Raw genomic sequence first — 17,782 nt, 5'->3', positions numbered from 1 at the left:
CCCGTACGGTCCTGCGCGACGCCGGCGCCACCTCACCGTTCCTCGGCTACCGCCCCACAAGCCGCCCCTACACCCCCGTCAGCACCCGCGGCCCGTCCTTCGTCACCGCCACGGTGTGCTCGAAGTGGGCGGCGCGGGAGGCGTCCGTGGTGCGCAGGGTCCAGCCGTCGTCGGCCGCGTAGTAGGCGTCCTTGCCGCCGGCGAGGAACATCGGCTCGATGGCGAGGACCAGGCCGTGGCGGAGGACGAGGCCGCGGCCCGGACGGCCGTCGTTGGGGACCGCGGGGTCCTCGTGCATCCGGCGGCCGATGCCGTGTCCGCCGAAGTCCTCGGGGATGCCGTAGCCGGCGGTGCGTCCGACGGTGCCGATCGCATGGGAGATGTCGCCGATCCGGGCGCCGACGACGGCCGCCGCGATGCCCGCCTCCAGCGCCTGCCGGGTGGTGTCCATGAGGTGCTGGTCCTCCCGGCGGGCGGTGCCGACCGTGAAGCTGAGGGCCGCGTCGCCGGCCCAGCCGTCCAGGAGGGCGCCGCAGTCGACGCTCACCAGGTCGCCGTCGCGCAGTCGGGAGCCGTCCGGGACGCCGTGCACGATCGCGTCATTGACGGACGCGCAGATGACGGCGGGGAACGGGGTGGGGGCGAAGGAGGGGCGGTAGCCGAGGAACGGTGAGGTGGCGCCGGCGTCGCGCAGGACCGTACGGGCGACCTCGTCCAGGTCCAGCAGCCGCACGCCCGGGGCGGCCGCCGCGCGCACCGCGGCCAGGGCGTCGGCCACGACCCGGCCGGCCGCCCGCATCGCGTCGAGTTCGGTATCCGTCTTGATCTCCACCATGAGTACGACCTCCCGAGCGCGCCGGCCGACCCCGCAGCAGGCGTTATTTCTTTACCGGTATTTCTTTACCGGTATTAGTATCACGGGCATGGTGCGCACTCCACTGACCCCTTGGGAACGCGAACGCGGTGAGCGGCTCGGCGCGCTGCTGCGTGCGGCACGTGGCGCGCGGAGCATGGTCGAGGTCGCGGCGGCGGCGGGACTGTCCGCCGAGACGCTGCGGAAGATCGAGACCGGCCGGGCGCCGACACCGGCGTTCTTCACGGTCGCCGCGCTGGCCGGCACGCTCGGGCTGTCCCTGGACGAGGTGGCGACGCTGGCCGCCCCGCCCGAGACGGCCGCCGGGGACGCGGTCGCCTGACGGGACGTCGCCTCGTAAGGGGCGTCGTAAGGGGCGTTGTACGGGGCGTTGTACGGGCGTCGCGCACCCGTCCGTCCCGCCGCGCCCCGGAAGCATGCCGAAGTCGGCTCCCCGTCGCGCCCGAAGCTCGTCGAAGGCCGGCCCCCCGCCGGGCCCGGGAGCTCGCCGAAGGCCGGCTCCGCCGTGCCCCCGGAAAACGCCGAGGGCCGGCTCCCCTAGGGGAACCGGCCCTCCGCTGTGCGCCGTGCGCTGTGCGCTGCGCGCCGGAATGCGGGCGGACGACGTCTCAGACGTTGACGCCGAAGTCCTGGGCGATGCCGACGAGGCCCGAGGCGTAACCCTGGCCCACGGCGCGGAACTTCCACTCCGCGCCGTTGCGGTAGAGCTCGCCGAAGACCATGGCGGTCTCGGTGGCGGCGTCCTCGCTGAGGTCGTAGCGGGCGATTTCGCTGCCCCCGGCCTGGTTGACGATGCGGATGAAGGCGTTGCGCACCTGGCCGAAGTTCTGGCTGCGGTTCTCGGCGTCGTAGATGGAGACCGGGAAGACGATCTTGTCGATGTCGGCCGGCAGCGCCGCCAGGTTGACGTTGATCTGCTCGTCGTCGCCCTCGCCCTGGCCGGTGACGTTGTCACCGGTGTGGACGATCGACTGGTCCGGCGTGGCCTTGTTGTTGAAGAAGACGAAGTGCTGGTCCGAGTAGACCTTGCCGTTGCCGTTCACCGCGATGGCGCTCGCGTCGAGGTCGAAGTCCGTGCCGGTGGTGGTGCGGACGTCCCAGCCGAGGCCGACCGTGACGGCGGTCAGGCCCGGTGCCTCCTTGGTGAGCGAGACGTTGCCACCCTTGGACAGGCTTACAGCCATGGGATGTCCCTTTCCTTGTCGACTCGTCGAAGCGTCGGGCTCCGTACTGCGGACGAAGCTACCGTCACCCTCCACAACGCCATGAGGGGACCGGGAGGTTCCAGCACGCTTTACTTTCTTTGCCGAATCCTGAGGGCGGATGTGCCGCGATGGACAAGGAAAAGCGGATGACGGGTTCCGTGGCACGCGGGATCATAGGACTCATGTCCGGGCCCTATGTCATCCGCGGTTCGGTCGTCCTTCCGGAGGCCGAGCTCGTATGGCGATTCTCGCGGTCCTCCGGTCCGGGCGGCCAGCACGTCAACACCAGCGACAGCCAGGTCGAGCTGCGCTTCGACCTCGACAAGACGCAGGCGCTGCCACCCGTGTGGAAGGAGCGCGCCCTGGAGCGGCTGGCGGGCCGGCTGGTCGACGGCGTGCTGTCGGTACGCGCCTCGGAGCACCGCTCCCAGTGGCGCAACCGCGAGACCGCCGCCGTCCGGCTGGCCGCACTGCTTGCCGAGGCCACCGCGCCGCCGCCCAAGCCACGCCGTAAGTCGCGGATCCCGCGGGGCATCAACGAGCGGCGGCTGCGCGAGAAGAAGCAGCGCGGCGAGACCAAACGCGGCCGCTCGGGCCGCGACTGGACCTGACGGGCCACGACGGCGCGTCCCGGCCCCGGAGGGCGGCCGTCGCGCTGCCCGGCTCCGGCGGGCGGCCTGCCACGCCGCCCCGTCCGCCGGCGGGCGGCCTGTCACGCCGCCCGGACGCCCGGCAAGCGGCCTGTCCCGCCCGAGGCCCCGGCGGTCGGCCCGCCCCCGCCGTCCGCCCGCCTCACCTCACCCCAACTGGCGGTACTTCCCCCGGAAGTACGTCAGCGGCCCGTCGTCCTCGTGCGAGACCGAGCTGGCCAGGACGCGGGCGATGACGAGGGTGTGATCGCCGGCCACGACCCGCTGCTCGGTGCGGCACTCCAGGGTCGCCAGGGCGCCGTCGATGAGCGGAGCGCCGGACACTTCGCCCCGTACGAACGGGATGTCCGCGAAGAGGAGTCTGTCGCTGATACGGCCCTTCATCGCGAATCGTCCGGCAATCTGCCGCTGATGCCCCGAGAGCACCGAAACGGCCCACCGCGGCTGCAGCTCCAGCAGGTCGTCCATCCGTGAGTCGTTGCGAACGCTCACCATCACGAGCGGCGGGTCGAGGGAGACCGACAGGAACGCCGTGGCGGTCATGCCGACGTCCTCGCCCTGGGGCCCGTCGTCCGGGTCATGGGCGGTGATCAGCACCACGCCGGCAGCGAGGCGGGACAGGGCGGCACGGAACTCGTCGTCACTCACCCCAACAGAATGCGGGATCGGGGCGTCGTCCGGCACGGATGCGAGGGCGACGGTCGGTACGGAAAGGGCGGCGGGCCCGGCGGTCGTCGAGTCGGCTGGGGTTTTCGTGAACACGCCATGAACGCTAACTTCGACCGGCCCCGGCGCGCATCGGGCCCCCGGAGCACTTGAGTCCTAGGTCTGACGACCGAAGTCCGCAACGCTCGGAATTTGCGTTCAGGAAGTGTAGAAAGGGTGAAGGCGCCCTCCCGTTGCGGGTTATATGGAAGATCGCCAACCGTCCCTCACGGTCTGTGACTTGAGTCACAGCCGCCGCTAATTGTTGACCCTGTGTACCGAGTGAACAGCTCACTGTGATTCAGTGAGCGTGGAATCGGACGACAAAGAATCGTGGAGTTTGCTGTCGAGGTCTCGGGGAGAGCGAACGATGGAGACCGAGTCGGAGCCATACGTCCGCCTTGCGGCCCTGCGGCAGCTTCATCAAGTGGTCGCGGAGCTGAACACCGCGCGTAGCCTCGCGGACACCTTGCAGACGGTCGCCGATGGCGCGATCACCGGCCTCGGCTTCGAGCTGGCCGCCGTCAATCTCGTCCGCCCCGACGGCGATCTCGTGGTCGCCGCGGTCGCCGGCAGCGCGGGCGCCGAGGCGCTGATGGCCGGCCGCGTCGGCTCCCGGGCCGCCTGGGACCGCCGGCTGTCCATGGGCGAGCGCTGGGGCGACCTCATCTTCATCCCGCACACCGAGGGCTGGGTGCTCGACGACGACGACGTGCCGCAGTGGCACACGGCCGGACCCGCGCCCCGGTTCCCCGACGAGTGGCATTCCATGGACCGCCTCTTCGCGCCCATGTACACCGCGGCCAACGGTGGCGGCGAGCTGCTCGGGGTGATCTCCGTCGACCGGCCGCGCAACGGCCGGCGGCCCGGCGCCTGGGGCCAGGAGGCCCTGCAGATGTACGCCTTCCAGTCCGCGATCGCCATCAGCAACGCCCGGCTGCGGGCGAACATGCAGCGCGCGCTGGTCCGGCTGGAGCGCGAGCAGCAGGCGCTGCGGGCCAGCGAGGAGAGCTTCCGGCAGGCGTTCGAGTACGCGCCGAGCGGGATGGCCGTGGCCGAAATGGGCGGTGACCAGCACGGACGGCTGCTGCGCACCAATGACGCGCTGTGCCGGCTGCTGGGCCGCCCGGCCTCCGGGATGCGCCGCTACTCCTTCTCCGACCTCGTCCACCCCGAGGACATCGGCACCCTGCTGCGCACCTCCGCCGAGGGCGGCCGCGCCGAGCTGCGGCTGGCCCGCCGGGACGGCACCTACGTGTGGGTCTCGCTGCGCAACTCCGTCGTCGCCGACACCGCCGACGGCCCCCGGTTCCTGCTCACCCACGTCGAGGACATCGAGGAGCGCAAGCGGCACGAGCTGCAGCTGGCCCACCGCGCCAGCCACGATTCGCTGACCGGGTTGCCCAACAGCGCCGAGCTGCGGGCCCGGCTCGGCGCCCGGCTGTGCTCCCGCCCGATGGGCTCGCTGGCCGACGCGTACGCCTCCTCGGGCGGCCCCGGGTCCGATCCGCACGGCTTCCGGGCGGACGGCAAGGAGCCGTTCGAGGGGATCGACGGCTTCGAGGGCGCCCCGGCCCCGTTCGACCACCATGTGCATCTCGTCGCCCCCGCGGACGGGCCGGCCGACGACGGCTCCAAGGGGCTCGCCGTCCTCTTCTGCGACCTCGACGGCTTCAAGTCGATCAACGACCGCTTCGGCCACAACACCGGCGACGCCGTGCTGATAGAGGTCGCCCGCCGGCTGACCAGCGGCGTCCGGGACGGCGATACGGTCGCCCGGCTCGGCGGAGATGAATTCGTGGTGCTCGCCGACGGCCTCGGCACGGCCGACGCCCAGGACCTCGCGGTGCGGCTGCGCAACGCGATCATCCCGCCGATCCGGGTGGAGGGACGGGCGGTGCGGGTGGGCGCCAGCTTCGGCATCGGCTGGGCGAGCTGCGGGATGACGGCCGAGGAAGTGCTGGAGTCGGCCGACCAGCGGATGTACGTCGAGAAGCGCTCCCGCTCGAAGACGAACCGGCGCGCGGCGGGTTGAGCGGCGCGTCGGACGGGTGCGCGGCGCGTCGGCCGGGTGCGGCACCGCGTCGGCCGGGCCGGATGCCGCGTATCTCACATCCGCCGTGCTCCGGCCTCCACACCAGTAATTCACCGTTCCGTAGCGATCTTGTGCCCCTCCGGGCCCGGTGTGCGGGCGTGCCGACGGGGTAGGCTGCGCCGATGCGGCGCGGCGCCGCCGGGGGCCCGAAAGACAGCTCGCGCAGAAGATGCCTGCGGACGCGGGGACACGCGTGACAGACGCGCACAGATCGCTTGGGAGTGACACGGAATGACGGCCGGCAACAACGGCGCGGACACGCCGGAGAACGACGACCCGTTCGGCTATCTCTACCGCTCGGAAGGCGGCGAGGGTGGCACACCGGGCTCGGCGGGCACCGGTGCGCCGACGCGGCAGCCGGGCATTCCGCGTACGTCCTACAACCAGGTGCGCGCGGTCGGCGAGCGCCAGTACGGCCAGCAGCCCCAGCAGCCGACCACGTACGGGCAGCAGAACGCCCACTACGCCGCGCCGGAGACCCTGCCCGGCGGCGACCGCACGCGCAGCGCCCCGGCCCCGGACGGCCCCGAGCCGCGCCGCAACCGCAACGGCCTGCTGATAGGCGCGGTTTCGGTGGTCGCGGTGGTCTGCATAGGCATCGGCGTGGCGATGCTCAACAACGGCAACGAATCGAAGGCCGACGAGGCCGGCAAGCAGGGCCCCGCGGCCGGCGGTTCGGTCAAGCCCAACGGTAAGAAGCCCGGCAAGACCAAGCCGGGTGCGCTGCCCAAGGAGGAGGCGGGCAGCCTGCGTCTGGACGGCGGCGCGAGCGTCGCGAAGGACGTCCCGGGCGCCCGCTCGGCCAACGGGACGTACGTGGCGGGTATGAACTCCCCTGGTGCCGCGGCCACGTGGACCCTGAATGTGGACCAGGCCGGCAAGTACAAGCTCTGGGTCGGCTACGGCGTGCCCGGCAAGGACGCCAACCTCACGATGGCCGTGAACGACAAGCCCGACGGCCGGCCCGTGAACATGGAGAACTTCGCCCACGCCCCGGAGGGTGCCTGGGACAAGGGCTGGACCAAGACCTGGTCCTATGTGCAGCTCAACAAGGGCAGCAACACCATCAAGCTGTCCTGCGAGACCGGCAACCAGTGCGATGTGAACCTCGACAAGGTCTGGCTGGCCCGGCCCTGACCAGCTCCGGTACGCCGGTCGCCGCCCCCCTCACGCCGCCGTCGGATGATCTGTCACCACCACGCGCGGCAGCAGATCTTCATACGTAGCCGGGTCGAACTCACCCGCTGCGGGGGCCCGTACGGTCGCGGCGGAGAGGGCCACCGCGCGGGTCAGGCGGTCCGGCCAGGAGAGCTCCTCCACCAGGCCCGAGAGCAGGCCGGCCACCGCCGAGTCGCCGGCGCCGGTCGGGTTGCCGGCGATGTGCCGCGGCGGGGCGGCCTGCCAGGCGCCGCCGGCGGTCACCGCGAGCATGCCGGCCGGGCCGAGTGAGGCGGCCACCGCATGGGCGCCGCGGCGGCGGGCGTCGCGGGCGGCGCGCAGCGGTTCGGTGCTGCCGGTCAGGGCGGCGAGTTCATCGGCGTTGGGCTTGGCGAGATCGGGCCGGGCGGCCAGGCCCCGGCGCAGCGGTTCGCCGCTGGTGTCCAGCAGGACCGGGACGCCGGCGCTGCGCGCGGCCCGGGTGAGCCGGGCGTAGACGTCCACCGGGACGCCCGGCGGCAGGCTGCCGCAGAGCGCCACCGCCTGTGCCTCGCCCAGGAGTTCGCGGTAGGTGCCGAGGAAGGTGTCCCATTCGGCGGGGGTGACGACCGGGCCCGGCTCGTTGAGCTGGGTGGTGTCCCCGGTGGCCGTGTCGGCGACGGCGACGGTGCGGCGGGTGGCGCCGCCGACCGGGACCAGCGCGTCGGTGACCGCGGTCTCCGCGAGCAGGGCGCGCAGCGCCTCGCCGGTGCCGCCGCCCACGAAGCCGGTGGCGACCGTCCGGTGGCCGAGCGCGGCCAGCACCCGGGCGACGTTCAGGCCCTTGCCGCCGGGGCGCTCGGACACCTCGGTGATCCGGTTCGTGGCGTGCGGGCGGAGCCGGGGAACGCGGTAGGTGATGTCCAGGGCGGCGTTCAGCGTGACCGTAAGGATCATGGTCGCCCCTCCGGGCAGTCATGGCCGGGCGGCCGGGCGTCGGGCGACCGCGCGCGGCGGTGCATACGGACAAGTGCGCGAGCGATCATGCAAGGCCGCGAAGTTAACGATCATGGGGCTGCTGTCAAGTGGTCTGGCGGGGCGTTGAGGCTGGAAATAGAGCGAGACCTCTGAACTGTTCAGGGATCGACCAAGATCATCCTGAAGAGCAGAGGTCTCGCGTGCCCAAGTGTGCCACGGTCGATGTGACCCGTGCCGTTACCGTCGCGGATGGCGTCTTCGCGCCCGGCCATCTCGGTGAGTTGACGCAGGTGCTCCCGTTCGAACTGGTCGATGCGGTGCTGGAGGAGACGGGGGCGACGCAGCGGCGGCTGCGTGACCTGCCGTCCCGGGTCGGGGTGTACTTCCTGCTCGGACTTGGGCTGTTTGAGCAGGTGGGTGCCCGTCTGGTGTGGGACAAGCTCGTCGCCGGACTGGCCGGTTTGCCGGTGGTGTCGCCGTCGGAGAAGGCGCTGCGGGATCTGCGCCGCCGGATCGGGGCGGCACCGCTGCGGGCGCTGTTCGAGGTGGTGGCCGGCCCGCTGGCACAGCCGCACACTCCCGGCGTGCGCTATCGAGGCTGGCGTACGGTCGCGTTCGACGGCTGCAGCTCGCTGCGTGTGCCCGACGAGGAACGCAACCGCGGCTGGCTGGGCAAGTTCCGCAGTCGGTTCGGCATGGCCGGCTACCCGACGCTGATGCTGATGACGCTGGTCGAGACCGGCACCCGGGGGCTGCTCGGCGCGGCCTTCGGGCCCTCCAAGCCGGGAGAGCTCGCTTACGCGTTGCGTCTGGTCCACTTGCTGCGGCCGGACATGCTGCTGCTGACCGACCGCGGGTTCGACGGCGGCGAGTTCCTTGAGGCTGCCGCCGCCACGGGCGCGCAGTTCCTGGCGCGGTCCAAGTCGACCCGGCGCCCGCCGATCCTGGCCGTCCTGCCCGACGGCTCCTACCTCACCCAGGTCCACCGGCTGAGGCTGCGAGTGATCGAGGCCAAGGTGACTATGACCGGTGCCGACGGCAGTGCGGTGAGCGACCACTACCGGCTGCTCACCACCCTGCTCGACCACCGCACCGACCCAGCAGGAGCACTGATTTCCCTGTATCACGAGCGGTGGGAGATCGAATCGGCATACTTCGCCTTGCGCCACACCCTGCTCCGCGGCCGAGTGCTGCGTTCCAAGGACCCCGCCGGTATCGAGCAGGAGATGTGGGCACTGCTGGTGCTCTACCAGGCGATTCGCACCGTGATGGTCACCGCGGTGGAGAGCCGGCCCGGGACCGACCCCGACCGGGCCGGCTTCACCATCGCCCTGGAAGCCGCCCGCGACAGCGCCACCACCGCGACCGGCGTCCTGCCGCCCATCGACAAACCGACGGACCTCGTGGGACACATCGGCGGAGCCGTACTCGCGGGCCTCCTGCCGGCCCGACGTACCCGGTTCAGCGCCCGAATCGTCAAATCCGGCATCTCCCGCTACCACTCCTGGAACGCCGACGGACGCCCCCCGACCTCCGTGAACATCACCGCCATCGACGTGGTGGTGCATCAACCCGGCCCGCATCAACCGGCAACACCCGGCCACAAGCACACGGGCTTCCCCGCCCAGAAACCCGGCCGGATCACCGCCGTCCTGACGATCATGCAGTCGGCCCCGGATCGACCATGGCGCGTCCTCGACCTGGCCAACTCCCTGGGCATCGCCGGGGCCAAACCCGTCAACAGCTTCCGTACACAAATGTCCCAATGGGCACGCGCCGGCCTTCTCACCAAGACCGCTCCAGGCACCTACGCAATCGCTTCGACGACGGCCTTGACAGCAGCCCCATGATCGTTAACTTCGCGGCCTTGAGCGATCATGCCATCGCCGGTGGCGGTTGGCCCAGACCCGGTCCGGCCGACCTGCTCGGGGCGATCGTGAGCCGTTCCTCCGAGGTGCGCCGCGGAGATCCGCCGGCAGCGTCTCGAAGGCGCCCGCCGGGACCTCACCGATCCGGCCCGGCACCGCACCCCGGTCCACGCCATCGCCGTCCCCTGGGGCTACCGCCGGGCGACGGACTTCAGCCGCGCCTACCGCGCCGCGTACGGGATCGCACCCAGGGAGCACCGGCGCCGGGCCGTGGCCGGCCGGGAACCGCGCTCACCCCTTCCCCGGATGCACCAGCCACTCGCCCCGGCGCATGACTCCCACCACGGCGTATGCCGCGTCCAGCACGACCAGGTCGGCGTCCTTGCCGTAACTCAGGGAGCCGGTCCGGTCGTCGATGCCCAGGAGGCGGGCCGGGGTGGCCGACAGTGCGTCGACGGCCTGGTCGACCGTCAGGCCGTCGACGGTGACGGCGCGCCGGAAGGCGCGGTCCAGGGTGAGGGTGGAGCCGGCGATCGAGCCGGCCGTGGGCCCCCCGCTGATGCGCGCGACGCCGTCCTTGACCTCGACCTGCATCGGGCCGAGCGGATACATCCCGTCGCTCATACCGGCCGCGCCCATCGCGTCGGTGATGAACGCGACCCGCCCGGCGCCCGCTTGGCGGACCGCCAGTTGCAGGACCGAGGGGTGCAGATGGGTCCCGTCGTTGATCAGCTCGACGGTGACCCGCTCGTCCTCCAGGAGCGCGGCGACCGGACCGGGCGCGCGGTGGCCCAGCGCGGGCATCGCGTTGAAGAGGTGGGTGGCGACGGTGGCGCCCGCGTCGACGGCCCGGCGGGTGGCGTCGTAGGAGGAGTCGGTGTGGCCGACGGCGGCGATCACCCCGGCGTCGGCCAGCAGGCGTACGGAGTCCAGGCCGCCGGGGAGTTCGGGGGCGACGGTCATCATGGCCGTGGTGCCGTGCGCGGCGTCGAGGAGCCGGCGGACCTCGGCCGGGTCCGGATCGCGCAGCAGCTCCGGCTGGTGGGCGCCGCAGCGGTGCGGGGAGATGAACGGGCCCTCGAAGTGGATGCCGGCCAGCTCGCCCTGCTGGACCAGTTCGGCGAGCACCGCGGCCTGCCGGGCCAGATCGGTCAGCTCGCCGGTGACGGTGGAGGCGACCATCGAGGTGGTGCCGTGCCGGCGGTGGGTGCCGATCACCGCGAGGCACTCCTCGGGGTCGGCGGACGAGAAGGAGCCGCCGCCCCCGCCGTGCACGTGCATGTCCACGAAGCCGGGGACGATGAGATGGCCCGAGAGGTCCATGGTCTCGCCCGCGGCGCCCTCGTCCCCGCCCCGGCCGAGGTCGGCGTCCCGGCTGTGGACCGCGGCGATCCGGCCGCCCTCGACGGCGATCCGGCCGCGCTCGACGACGCCGGACGGCCGGGCGATACGGGCACCGGCCAGGACGCTGCGCCCGGGGCCCGAGGGCCGCCGCTCGGACTGTTGCTGAGCCATCAGGCGGTTACCTCCGTGGAGAGAAGATCCCGGGCGAGAAGCCCTGCGCCCAGGCATCCGGCGGCGTCCCCCAGGGCCGCCGGAACGATCGAGGGGAGGCGCTGGAACGTCACGCGCCGGCGGACGGCCTCCCGCAGCGGGGTGAACAGGGTGTCGCCGGCCTCGGCGAGCCCGCCGCCGATGATCAGAGTCTGCGGGTCGAGCAGGGTGAGCGCGGTGACCAGACCGTCGGCGAGGGCGTCGACGGCGCGGTGCCACACGGCGTGGGCCCGCGCGTCGCCCGAGGCCACGGCCTTGGCCGCATCCGCCGCGCCGGCCAGCGGATCCCCGCAGGCCGCCGCCCAGTCCCGGCCCACCGCGGCGGCCGAGGCCACCGTCTCCAGGCAGCCGCGCTGACCGCAGCCGCACTCCAGCCCACCGGGCCGTACGACGATGTGGCCGATCTCGCCCGCGCTGCCGTGCGCGCCGGCCTCGATCCGCCCGCCGATGCCGATGGCGCCCGCGATCCCGGTGCCCAGCGGGACGAACAGGAACCGGTCGGCGTCCCGGCCGGCCCCGATCCGGCCCTCGGCCAGCCCGCCGGTGCGGACGTCGTGGCCCAGGGCGACCGGCACCCCGCCGAGCCGTTCGGACAGCAGCGCCCGCAGCGGGACGTCCCGCCAGCCGATGTTGGAGGCGTAGACGGCCTGGCCGGCCCGCTCGTCGACGATGCCGGGCACCGCGACGCCGGCGGCCGCGGCGGGGACGCCGTAGCGGGCCGTGCCGAGGTCGCGGAGGTCGGCGGCGAAGCCGAGGACGGTCTCGACGACCGCGTCGGGGCCGCGGTCGCGGCCGGTGGGGCGCCGTGCCTCGTGGAGCAGCACGGGGCGACCGGCGGAGGTCTCTCCGCGGGGCGCCGTGTCCACCCCCACGAGGGCGGCCTTCATGCCGGTGCCGCCCACATCAAGGGCGATGACGTGTCTCACGGGAACAGTTTCGCGCGATCCGGCGCGAAAGGTCTAGTCCACTCGCCGGACGGATCGCAGCGGGCCGGCCGTCCGGAAGCCGGTGCGGAAGGAGAACGAGGGGGGTGGTGTAGACCTTGTAAAGGGCTCGGGAGAGACTCTTACTTCACGCCGTGTGAGGAACACCCCTCCGGCGACGGGCGAGGGCCCGGCAAGCGCGGAAATTCAGAACCAAAGGCGGAACAGCAGTGCAGCGGCGGTACTTGGGCCTGACGGCAGCGGCAATCGCCACCACCATGACGATGACGCTCACCGGCTGTGGCAGCGGCTCCGGCGGCGACGTCACCCTCCAACTGGTCGCGGCGGACTACGGCGACGGCAAGTCCAACGGCTCCCAGCGCTACTGGGACCAGCTCGCCCGCGGCTTCGAGAAGAAGCACCCCGACATCAAGATCGATGTCCACGTCTACAGCTGGACGGACGTCGACAAGAAGGTCGCGGACATGGTCGACTCCGGCCACGCCCCGGACCTGGCACAGATCGGCGCCTACGCCGACTACGCCGCCAAGGGCAAGCTCTACAGCGCCGACCAGCTGCTCTCCATCCCCACCCAGGCCAACTTCACCCCCTCCCTGGAGGAGGCCGGCGAATACAAGCGCGTCCAGTACGGCCTGCCGTTCGGCGCCAGCACCCGGCGGCTCTTCTACAACAAGAAGCTGTTCGCCCAGGCCGGCATCACCGCCCCGCCGCAGAACTGGAACGACATCGCCCACGACGCCCAGCTGCTGAAGGCACACGGCGTCAAGATGCCCTACGCGCTGCCGCTCGGCCCGGAGGAGACCCAGGCCGAGACCCTGATGTGGATGCTCAGCGGGGGCGGCGGCTACACCGACAGCATCGGCAAGTACACGATCGATTCGCCGGAGAACGTCCGGACCTTCACCTGGCTCAAGGACAACCTCGTCGGCAAGGGCCTGACCGGCACCGACCCCGCCAAGCTCAACCGTGGGGCGGCGTTCAAGGGATTCGCCGACGGCGACGTCGGCATGCTCAACGGCCACCCCACCCTGATGAAGCAGGCCGAGGCCAAGGGCATCGACTACGGCACCGTCGAACTGCCCGGCTCCAAGGGCAAGGCCAAGGCCACCATGGGCGTCGCAGACTGGATGATGGCGTTCAAGCAGAACGGCCACCGCGCCGAGGCCGGCAAGTTCCTCGACTACGTCTACAGCGACAAGAACGTCGAGAAGTTCTCCGGCGAATACGGCCTGCTGCCCGTCACCACCTCCGCCTCCCAGGCGATGCAGGCCGACGACAAGTACGCGAAGATGCACGGCTTCCTCAAGCAGCTCGCCAGCGCCGAGTTCTACCCGGCGAACAAGACCTCCTGGCCGCTGATCTCCAGGACCGTCAAGGCGAAGATGGGCGCCGCGGTCCACCCGAACGGCAACCCGTCCGGGGTGCTCACCGACATCCAGAACACCGCGGACGCGGCCGACAGCGCCGCCGAATGACCGGGGCGGTCGGCGCCCCCGCGGCGGTCCCGGGCCGGGCGCTGTCCGACCGTGCGCTTATCGTGGGAAGCGTGATGACGGGCGCCACGGCACAGACGGGCGGCCCGGGCGACGGGCGGGAGCCCGTCGGGCCCGGGCCCGACGAGGGCTCCCCGCAGCTCCCCGCCCGGGACGAAGCGGTGCTCGCGGTCGAGCGCCGCTCCTGGCCGGGCCCCGGCCCCAAGGAGCGCGCCATCCGCGAACAGCTCGGCATCTCCCCGACCCGCTACTACCAGCTCCTCAACGCCCTGCTGGACGACCCCCGCGCGCTCGCCCACGACCCCGTCACGGTCAACCGCTTGCGCCGTATACGCGAGGCCCGGCGCAGCCGGCGCTGACGGGGAGGCCTGCCGCGTCCGCGGCGGACGGGGACGCCCCCACCGCTGCCGCGGCGGCCCGTACACACTCCGCCCAGCTCTCGTCGCGAGGTACCCCCGAGGCCCGCCGCACGCCGGTAAGGTCGGCGCATGGGCAGCCCCCCGAACGCCGCGCCGCACTCCCAGCCGACCCCCGAACCGGGGTCCTTGCCGACTCCGCACACCCCCGCCGGGCGCGACGGCCTCGCCGCGCTGCTGGCCCACCCGGAACGCGCCGTCATCGCCCTCGACTTCGACGGCACCCTCGCCGAGATCGTCCCCGACCCGGAGAAGGCCCGGGCCCATGACGGTGCCGTCGCGGCCCTGGGCCGGCTGGTGCCCCGCCTGCGCGCCGCCGCGGTGATCACCGGCCGCCCGGCCACCGTCGCGGTCCGCCTCGGGGGGTTCGCGGACGTGCCCGGCCTGGACCACCTCACCGTCCTCGGCCACTACGGCGCCGAGCGCTGGGAGGCGGCCACCGGCACCGTCCACGCCCCGCCGCCCCACCCCGGCGTCGCCGCCATACAGGCCGAACTCCCCGGCGTCCTGGACTCCTCCGGGGTCTGGCACGGCACCTGGGTCGAGACCGCCATCGAGCGCAAGGGCGGCCGTGCCATCGCCGTCCACACCCGCCGCGCCGCCGACCCGCAGGGCGCCTTCGACCGGCTGCGCGCCCCGCTCTCCGCCCTCGCCGAACGCCACGGCCTGATCGTCGAACCCGGCCGGCTGGTCCTGGAGCTCCGCCCGCCGGGCATGGACAAGGGCGTCGCGCTCGCCGAGTGGGTCCGCGAGACCGGCGCCGCCACCGTCCTCTACGCCGGTGACGACCTCGGCGACCTGGCGGCCTTCGCGGCCGTCGAGAAGCTCCGCTCCGACGGGCTGACCGGCGTCCTGGTCTGCAGCGGCAGCAACGAGGTCGCCGAACTGGCCGAGCGCGCCGACCTGGTGGTCGACGGCCCGTCCGGAGTCGTCGACCTGCTCGGCGCCTTGGCGGCCCGACTGGACGCAAGCGGGACGGACACCCCGTAGGGGCGGACACCCCCTGGCGAGCCCCTGGCGACGGATTCAGCCGCCCAATTCCCGCAGCTGGTCCAGGAACCACCGGGCGGGCGGCAGCGCGGTGGCCGCCGCCGCCAGCCGTTCGGTGCGTGCCGCGCGCTCGCCGTCGGCCATCGACAGCGCCTCGTGCAGCGCCTCGGCCGTGCCGACGACGTCGTACGGATTGACCGTCAGGGCATGCTCACCGAGCTCCTCGTGCGCGCCCGCCTCCCGCGACAGCACCAGCGCGCAGCCGGCGTCCGACACCACCGGGATCTCCTTGGCGACCAGGTTCATCCCGTCCCTGATCGGGTTGACGAGCGCCACGTCCGCGAGCCGGTAGGCGGCCAGCGAGCGGGCGAAATCGTCCTTGACGTGCAGCACGACGGGCTGCCAATCCGCCGTCCCGTATTCGGCGTTGATGGCCTCGGCCACCTGCTCGACCTCCGCGGTGTACTCGCGGTAGACGGCGAGGTCCTGGCGCGAGGGGTAGGCGAAGGCGATGTGCACCACCCGCTCGCGCCACTCGGGGCGGTCGGCGAGCAGCTGCCGGTAGGCGAGCAGGCCCCGCACGATGTTCTTGGAGAGTTCCGTGCGGTCCACGCGGACCACGGTCTTGCGGTCCGGCCCGCCGATCTGTGCGCGCAGCGCCGCCATCCGTTCCTCGACGTCGGGGCGGTGCGCGCGCTCCCGCAGGAAATCGGCGTCGGCGCCGAGCCCGTGGACGCCGATCCACGTCGTGCGCGCCGTGCGTTCCGGGACGAGCGCGACGATGCCGGGCGGCCCGTCCTCCGGCCGCACGCGCTCGCACTGCCCGCCGAGCCCGGTCTCGGCGCAGGCCAGGAAGTTCTCGGCCCAGCGGTGGGTGAGGAAGTTCGCCCGGTCCGCGCCGAGAATGCCCAGCGCGAGCTGCCGCTGGATGTCGTCGGGGAGCATCGCGAAGTACTCGGCCGGCGCCCACGGCGTGTGCGAGAAGTGCGCGATGCGCAGGTCGGGGCGGCGCTCGCGGAGCATGCCGGGCACCAGCGCCAGGTGGTAGTCCTGGACGAGGACGGCCGCGCCGGGCGCCGCGCCGTCGGCCAGCGCCTCGGCGAAGGCCGCGTTGTACGTCTCGTACGCCGCCCACTGCGCCCGGAACTCCGCGTCGAAGACCGGCTCCAGCGGTGTCTGGTAGAGCATGTGGTGGACGAACCACAGCACGGAGTTCGCGACGCCGTTGTAGGCGGCGGCATACACCTCGGCCGGGATGTCCAGCATCCGGACACGCTGTCCACCGGTGTCGCCCACCTCCAGCGCACCACCCGTCCGCCGTACGGCCTCCCGGTCACCGTCCCCGAGCGCGGCACACACCCACACCGCGTCTGTCTCGGGCCCGATGGCCGACAGCCCCGACACCAACCCGCCCCCGCCCCGCTTGGCGGTGAGCGACCCGTCCTCCCCCAGGCTGTAGGAGACCGGCCCGCGATTCGACGCGACAAGAACCTCGGCACCTGCTTGCACCGCACTGCGCTCGGACACCATGTCGCGAAGGTAACCCGCCACAGATCCACGCAAACGTACGGAAGCGGCCAAGGGGCGCGGGGGCGGGTTGCGGTCCTCAGCCGTCTCCAGGCCGGGCGACGTCGAGGGGTGATGACGACCCGTCGACGGCAAACTCCGGGGGCTCGCAGTCGAGGCGGCTTCCCCGGCTCTTGGCGACGCGCAGGGCCTCGTCGAGAGTGTCCGTTAAACAGTGGGCAAGAAAGCGCACTTCGGGCGCGGTGGTTCGGGGATCGCGGAGGAGGGCGCGGGCGTGCCCCAGGAGGATCGTGCCGGAGGCGAGTTGGGCGCGCTCAACGGCGTCCGCCTGCCGGGTGACGGGGCCGTCCCCCTCGGAGAGCAGGTAGCACGGCTTTCCCTCCGGGCTTGACCAGGGAAGCAGGCGCGGACGAGTAGGGGGCGTCATGACAACTCCAGTTCTCTAGAGAAGTTGGGCACTACCTATGGAAGCGAAGTGAACGCAGAGCGTCAATAGGTTCTCTAGAGATGTAGGGGTGTTGGGGGAGTCGTCGTGACACTCGAACAGATCTCTAGGATGTCTAGAGATCGCCAGGAGGGATGCGTCGCCATGGCCGCACAGGAGAGCTCGTCACCCAAGTACCGCCGGATCGCCGACGCGCTGAAGCGGGCGATTGCGGCGGGGGAGTACCGGCCCGGTGACCGGCTGCCCGGAGAGAACGAGCTGATGGACCGGCACGGCGTGGCACGGATGACGGTGCGTCAGGCGCTCGGCGTCCTCACCTCGGAGGGGCTCGCCGAGGCACGCAAGGGCGCCGGTGTCTTCGTGCGGGACTTCCAGCCGGTCCGGCGTCGCGGCGTGCCGCGCCTGTCCCGGGAACAGTGGGGTGACGGGCGGTCCGTCTGGGCGACCGACGTCGCGGACCGTGATCTGGTGGTGGACGGGGTGACCGTCGATGAGGAGCCGGCGATCGAAGCCGTCGCGGCGCGGCTGGATCTCGCGCCCGGAGATGCGGTCACGGTGCGGCGCCGCCGGTTCGTGCTCGACGGCAAGCCGGTGCTGCTCTCCACTTCCTACCTCCCGGCCGATCTGGTCGCGGGCTCGGCGATCACGCGGCCGGACACCGGGGCCGGCGGTGTGTACGCCCGGCTCGCCGAGCTGGGTGCGGCTCCCGCCCGTTTCCGGGAAGAGGTGCGCTCGCGCATGCCGGCGCAGGAGGAAGCCGACCAGCTGCGCCTTCCGGCGGGCACGCCCGTCATCCTCATCAGCCGCACGGCCATGGCTGACGACGGACGCACGGTGGAGATCAACGAGATGATCCTGGATGCCTCGGCCTACGTACTGGAGTACGACTTCGACGCGTGAC

General features: G+C 72.3%; 17 protein-coding genes and 1 pseudogene. 10 read left to right on the top strand and 8 right to left on the bottom strand.

What is annotated here, in order from left to right:
- Nucleotides 1–67: 67 nt before the first annotated feature.
- Nucleotides 68–835 (bottom strand): type I methionyl aminopeptidase, encoded by a 768-nt coding sequence (gene map, locus EST92_RS15210; protein WP_129281471.1) that lies wholly within the window; start codon nt 833–835, stop codon nt 68–70.
- A gap of 88 nt (nt 836–923) precedes the next feature.
- Here map and EST92_RS15205 point away from each other — a divergent pair, with 88 nt between their 5' ends.
- Nucleotides 924–1,196 (top strand): helix-turn-helix transcriptional regulator, encoded by a 273-nt coding sequence (locus tag EST92_RS15205; RefSeq protein ID WP_129281470.1) that lies wholly within the window; start codon nt 924–926, stop codon nt 1,194–1,196.
- Between the two features lie 286 nt (nt 1,197–1,482).
- On the opposite strand, the gene EST92_RS15200 is transcribed toward EST92_RS15205, so the two are convergent.
- Entirely contained in the window at nt 1,483–2,058 is a 576-nt protein-coding gene (locus EST92_RS15200) for a TerD family protein (RefSeq protein WP_129250390.1), read from the bottom strand.
- 203 nt (nt 2,059–2,261) lie between these two features.
- Here EST92_RS15200 and arfB point away from each other — a divergent pair, with 203 nt between their 5' ends.
- Entirely contained in the window at nt 2,262–2,690 is a 429-nt protein-coding gene (gene arfB, locus EST92_RS15195; protein ID WP_129281469.1) for an alternative ribosome rescue aminoacyl-tRNA hydrolase ArfB, read from the top strand.
- A gap of 186 nt (nt 2,691–2,876) precedes the next feature.
- Here arfB and EST92_RS15190 read toward each other — a convergent pair whose 3' ends face one another.
- Nucleotides 2,877–3,377 carry a flavin reductase family protein gene (locus EST92_RS15190; RefSeq protein WP_254068824.1) on the bottom strand — a complete coding sequence of 167 codons (501 nt, stop codon included), beginning with the start codon at nt 3,375–3,377 and terminating at the stop codon, nt 2,877–2,879.
- A gap of 427 nt (nt 3,378–3,804) precedes the next feature.
- Between EST92_RS15190 and cdgB the strand changes: the two genes are divergently transcribed.
- Both cdgB and EST92_RS15180 read left to right on the top strand, forming a co-directional pair.
- Nucleotides 3,805–5,469, top strand: coding sequence for a diguanylate cyclase CdgB (gene cdgB, locus EST92_RS15185; RefSeq protein WP_129281468.1), 1,665 nt, complete (start codon nt 3,805–3,807; stop codon nt 5,467–5,469).
- 291 nt (nt 5,470–5,760) lie between these two features.
- Nucleotides 5,761–6,666 carry a carbohydrate-binding protein gene (locus EST92_RS15180; RefSeq protein ID WP_129281467.1) on the top strand — a complete coding sequence of 302 codons (906 nt, stop codon included), beginning with the start codon at nt 5,761–5,763 and terminating at the stop codon, nt 6,664–6,666.
- 30 nt (nt 6,667–6,696) lie between these two features.
- On the opposite strand, the gene EST92_RS15175 is transcribed toward EST92_RS15180, so the two are convergent.
- Nucleotides 6,697–7,623 carry a 1-phosphofructokinase family hexose kinase gene (locus EST92_RS15175; protein ID WP_129281466.1) on the bottom strand — a complete coding sequence of 309 codons (927 nt, stop codon included), beginning with the start codon at nt 7,621–7,623 and terminating at the stop codon, nt 6,697–6,699.
- Nucleotides 7,624–7,844: 221 nt separating this feature from the next.
- Here EST92_RS15175 and EST92_RS15170 point away from each other — a divergent pair, with 221 nt between their 5' ends.
- Together EST92_RS15170 and EST92_RS15165 are read left to right on the top strand one after the other, a co-directional pair.
- Nucleotides 7,845–9,494 (top strand): IS4 family transposase, encoded by a 1,650-nt coding sequence (locus EST92_RS15170; RefSeq protein ID WP_254068823.1) that lies wholly within the window; start codon nt 7,845–7,847, stop codon nt 9,492–9,494.
- Between the two features lie 117 nt (nt 9,495–9,611).
- Nucleotides 9,612–9,767: pseudogene (locus EST92_RS15165) on the top strand (helix-turn-helix domain-containing protein); the annotation flags it as partial.
- 36 nt (nt 9,768–9,803) lie between these two features.
- On the opposite strand, the gene nagA reads toward EST92_RS15165, so the two are convergent.
- Nucleotides 9,804–11,027, bottom strand: coding sequence for an N-acetylglucosamine-6-phosphate deacetylase (gene nagA / locus EST92_RS15160; protein ID WP_129281465.1), 1,224 nt, complete (start codon nt 11,025–11,027; stop codon nt 9,804–9,806).
- Complete coding sequence (locus EST92_RS15155) at nt 11,027–11,992, bottom strand: ROK family protein (RefSeq protein ID WP_129281464.1); 966 nt, start codon at nt 11,990–11,992, stop codon at nt 11,027–11,029. Before EST92_RS15155 ends, nagA begins: the two co-directional genes overlap by 1 nt.
- A 227-nt stretch (nt 11,993–12,219) precedes the next feature.
- Here EST92_RS15155 and EST92_RS15150 point away from each other — a divergent pair, with 227 nt between their 5' ends.
- The 3 genes from EST92_RS15150 to otsB all read left to right on the top strand — a co-directional run bounded on the left by EST92_RS15150 (nt 12,220) and on the right by otsB (nt 14,909).
- Nucleotides 12,220–13,485 (top strand): extracellular solute-binding protein, encoded by a 1,266-nt coding sequence (locus tag EST92_RS15150; RefSeq protein WP_174244024.1) that lies wholly within the window; start codon nt 12,220–12,222, stop codon nt 13,483–13,485.
- Between the two features lie 74 nt (nt 13,486–13,559).
- Nucleotides 13,560–13,862 (top strand): DUF3263 domain-containing protein, encoded by a 303-nt coding sequence (locus EST92_RS15145; RefSeq protein WP_129281462.1) that lies wholly within the window; start codon nt 13,560–13,562, stop codon nt 13,860–13,862.
- Nucleotides 13,863–13,991: 129 nt separating this feature from the next.
- Complete coding sequence (gene otsB, locus EST92_RS15140; protein ID WP_129281461.1) at nt 13,992–14,909, top strand: trehalose-phosphatase; 918 nt, start codon at nt 13,992–13,994, stop codon at nt 14,907–14,909.
- 36 nt (nt 14,910–14,945) lie between these two features.
- On the opposite strand, the gene EST92_RS15135 is transcribed toward otsB, so the two are convergent.
- Nucleotides 14,946–16,439 (bottom strand): trehalose-6-phosphate synthase, encoded by a 1,494-nt coding sequence (locus tag EST92_RS15135; RefSeq protein WP_129281460.1) that lies wholly within the window; start codon nt 16,437–16,439, stop codon nt 14,946–14,948.
- A gap of 76 nt (nt 16,440–16,515) precedes the next feature.
- A complete protein-coding gene (locus EST92_RS15130; protein WP_254068822.1) occupies nt 16,516–16,863 on the bottom strand; it encodes a hypothetical protein in 348 nt (115 codons plus the stop codon).
- Nucleotides 16,864–17,025: 162 nt separating this feature from the next.
- On the opposite strand from EST92_RS15130, the gene EST92_RS15125 reads away from it, so the two are divergent.
- Nucleotides 17,026–17,781: a GntR family transcriptional regulator gene (locus EST92_RS15125; RefSeq protein ID WP_129281459.1), complete on the top strand. Its 756-nt coding sequence runs from the start codon at nt 17,026–17,028 to the stop codon at nt 17,779–17,781.
- Nucleotide 17,782: the final 1 nt, after the last annotated feature.

This window comes from Streptomyces sp. TM32, assembly GCF_004122755.1.
Lineage (GTDB): Bacteria > Actinomycetota > Actinomycetes > Streptomycetales > Streptomycetaceae > Streptomyces > Streptomyces sioyaensis.
Note: the sequence above shows the minus strand (reverse complement) of the source record. Positions and strands in the feature narration are given on the sequence as shown.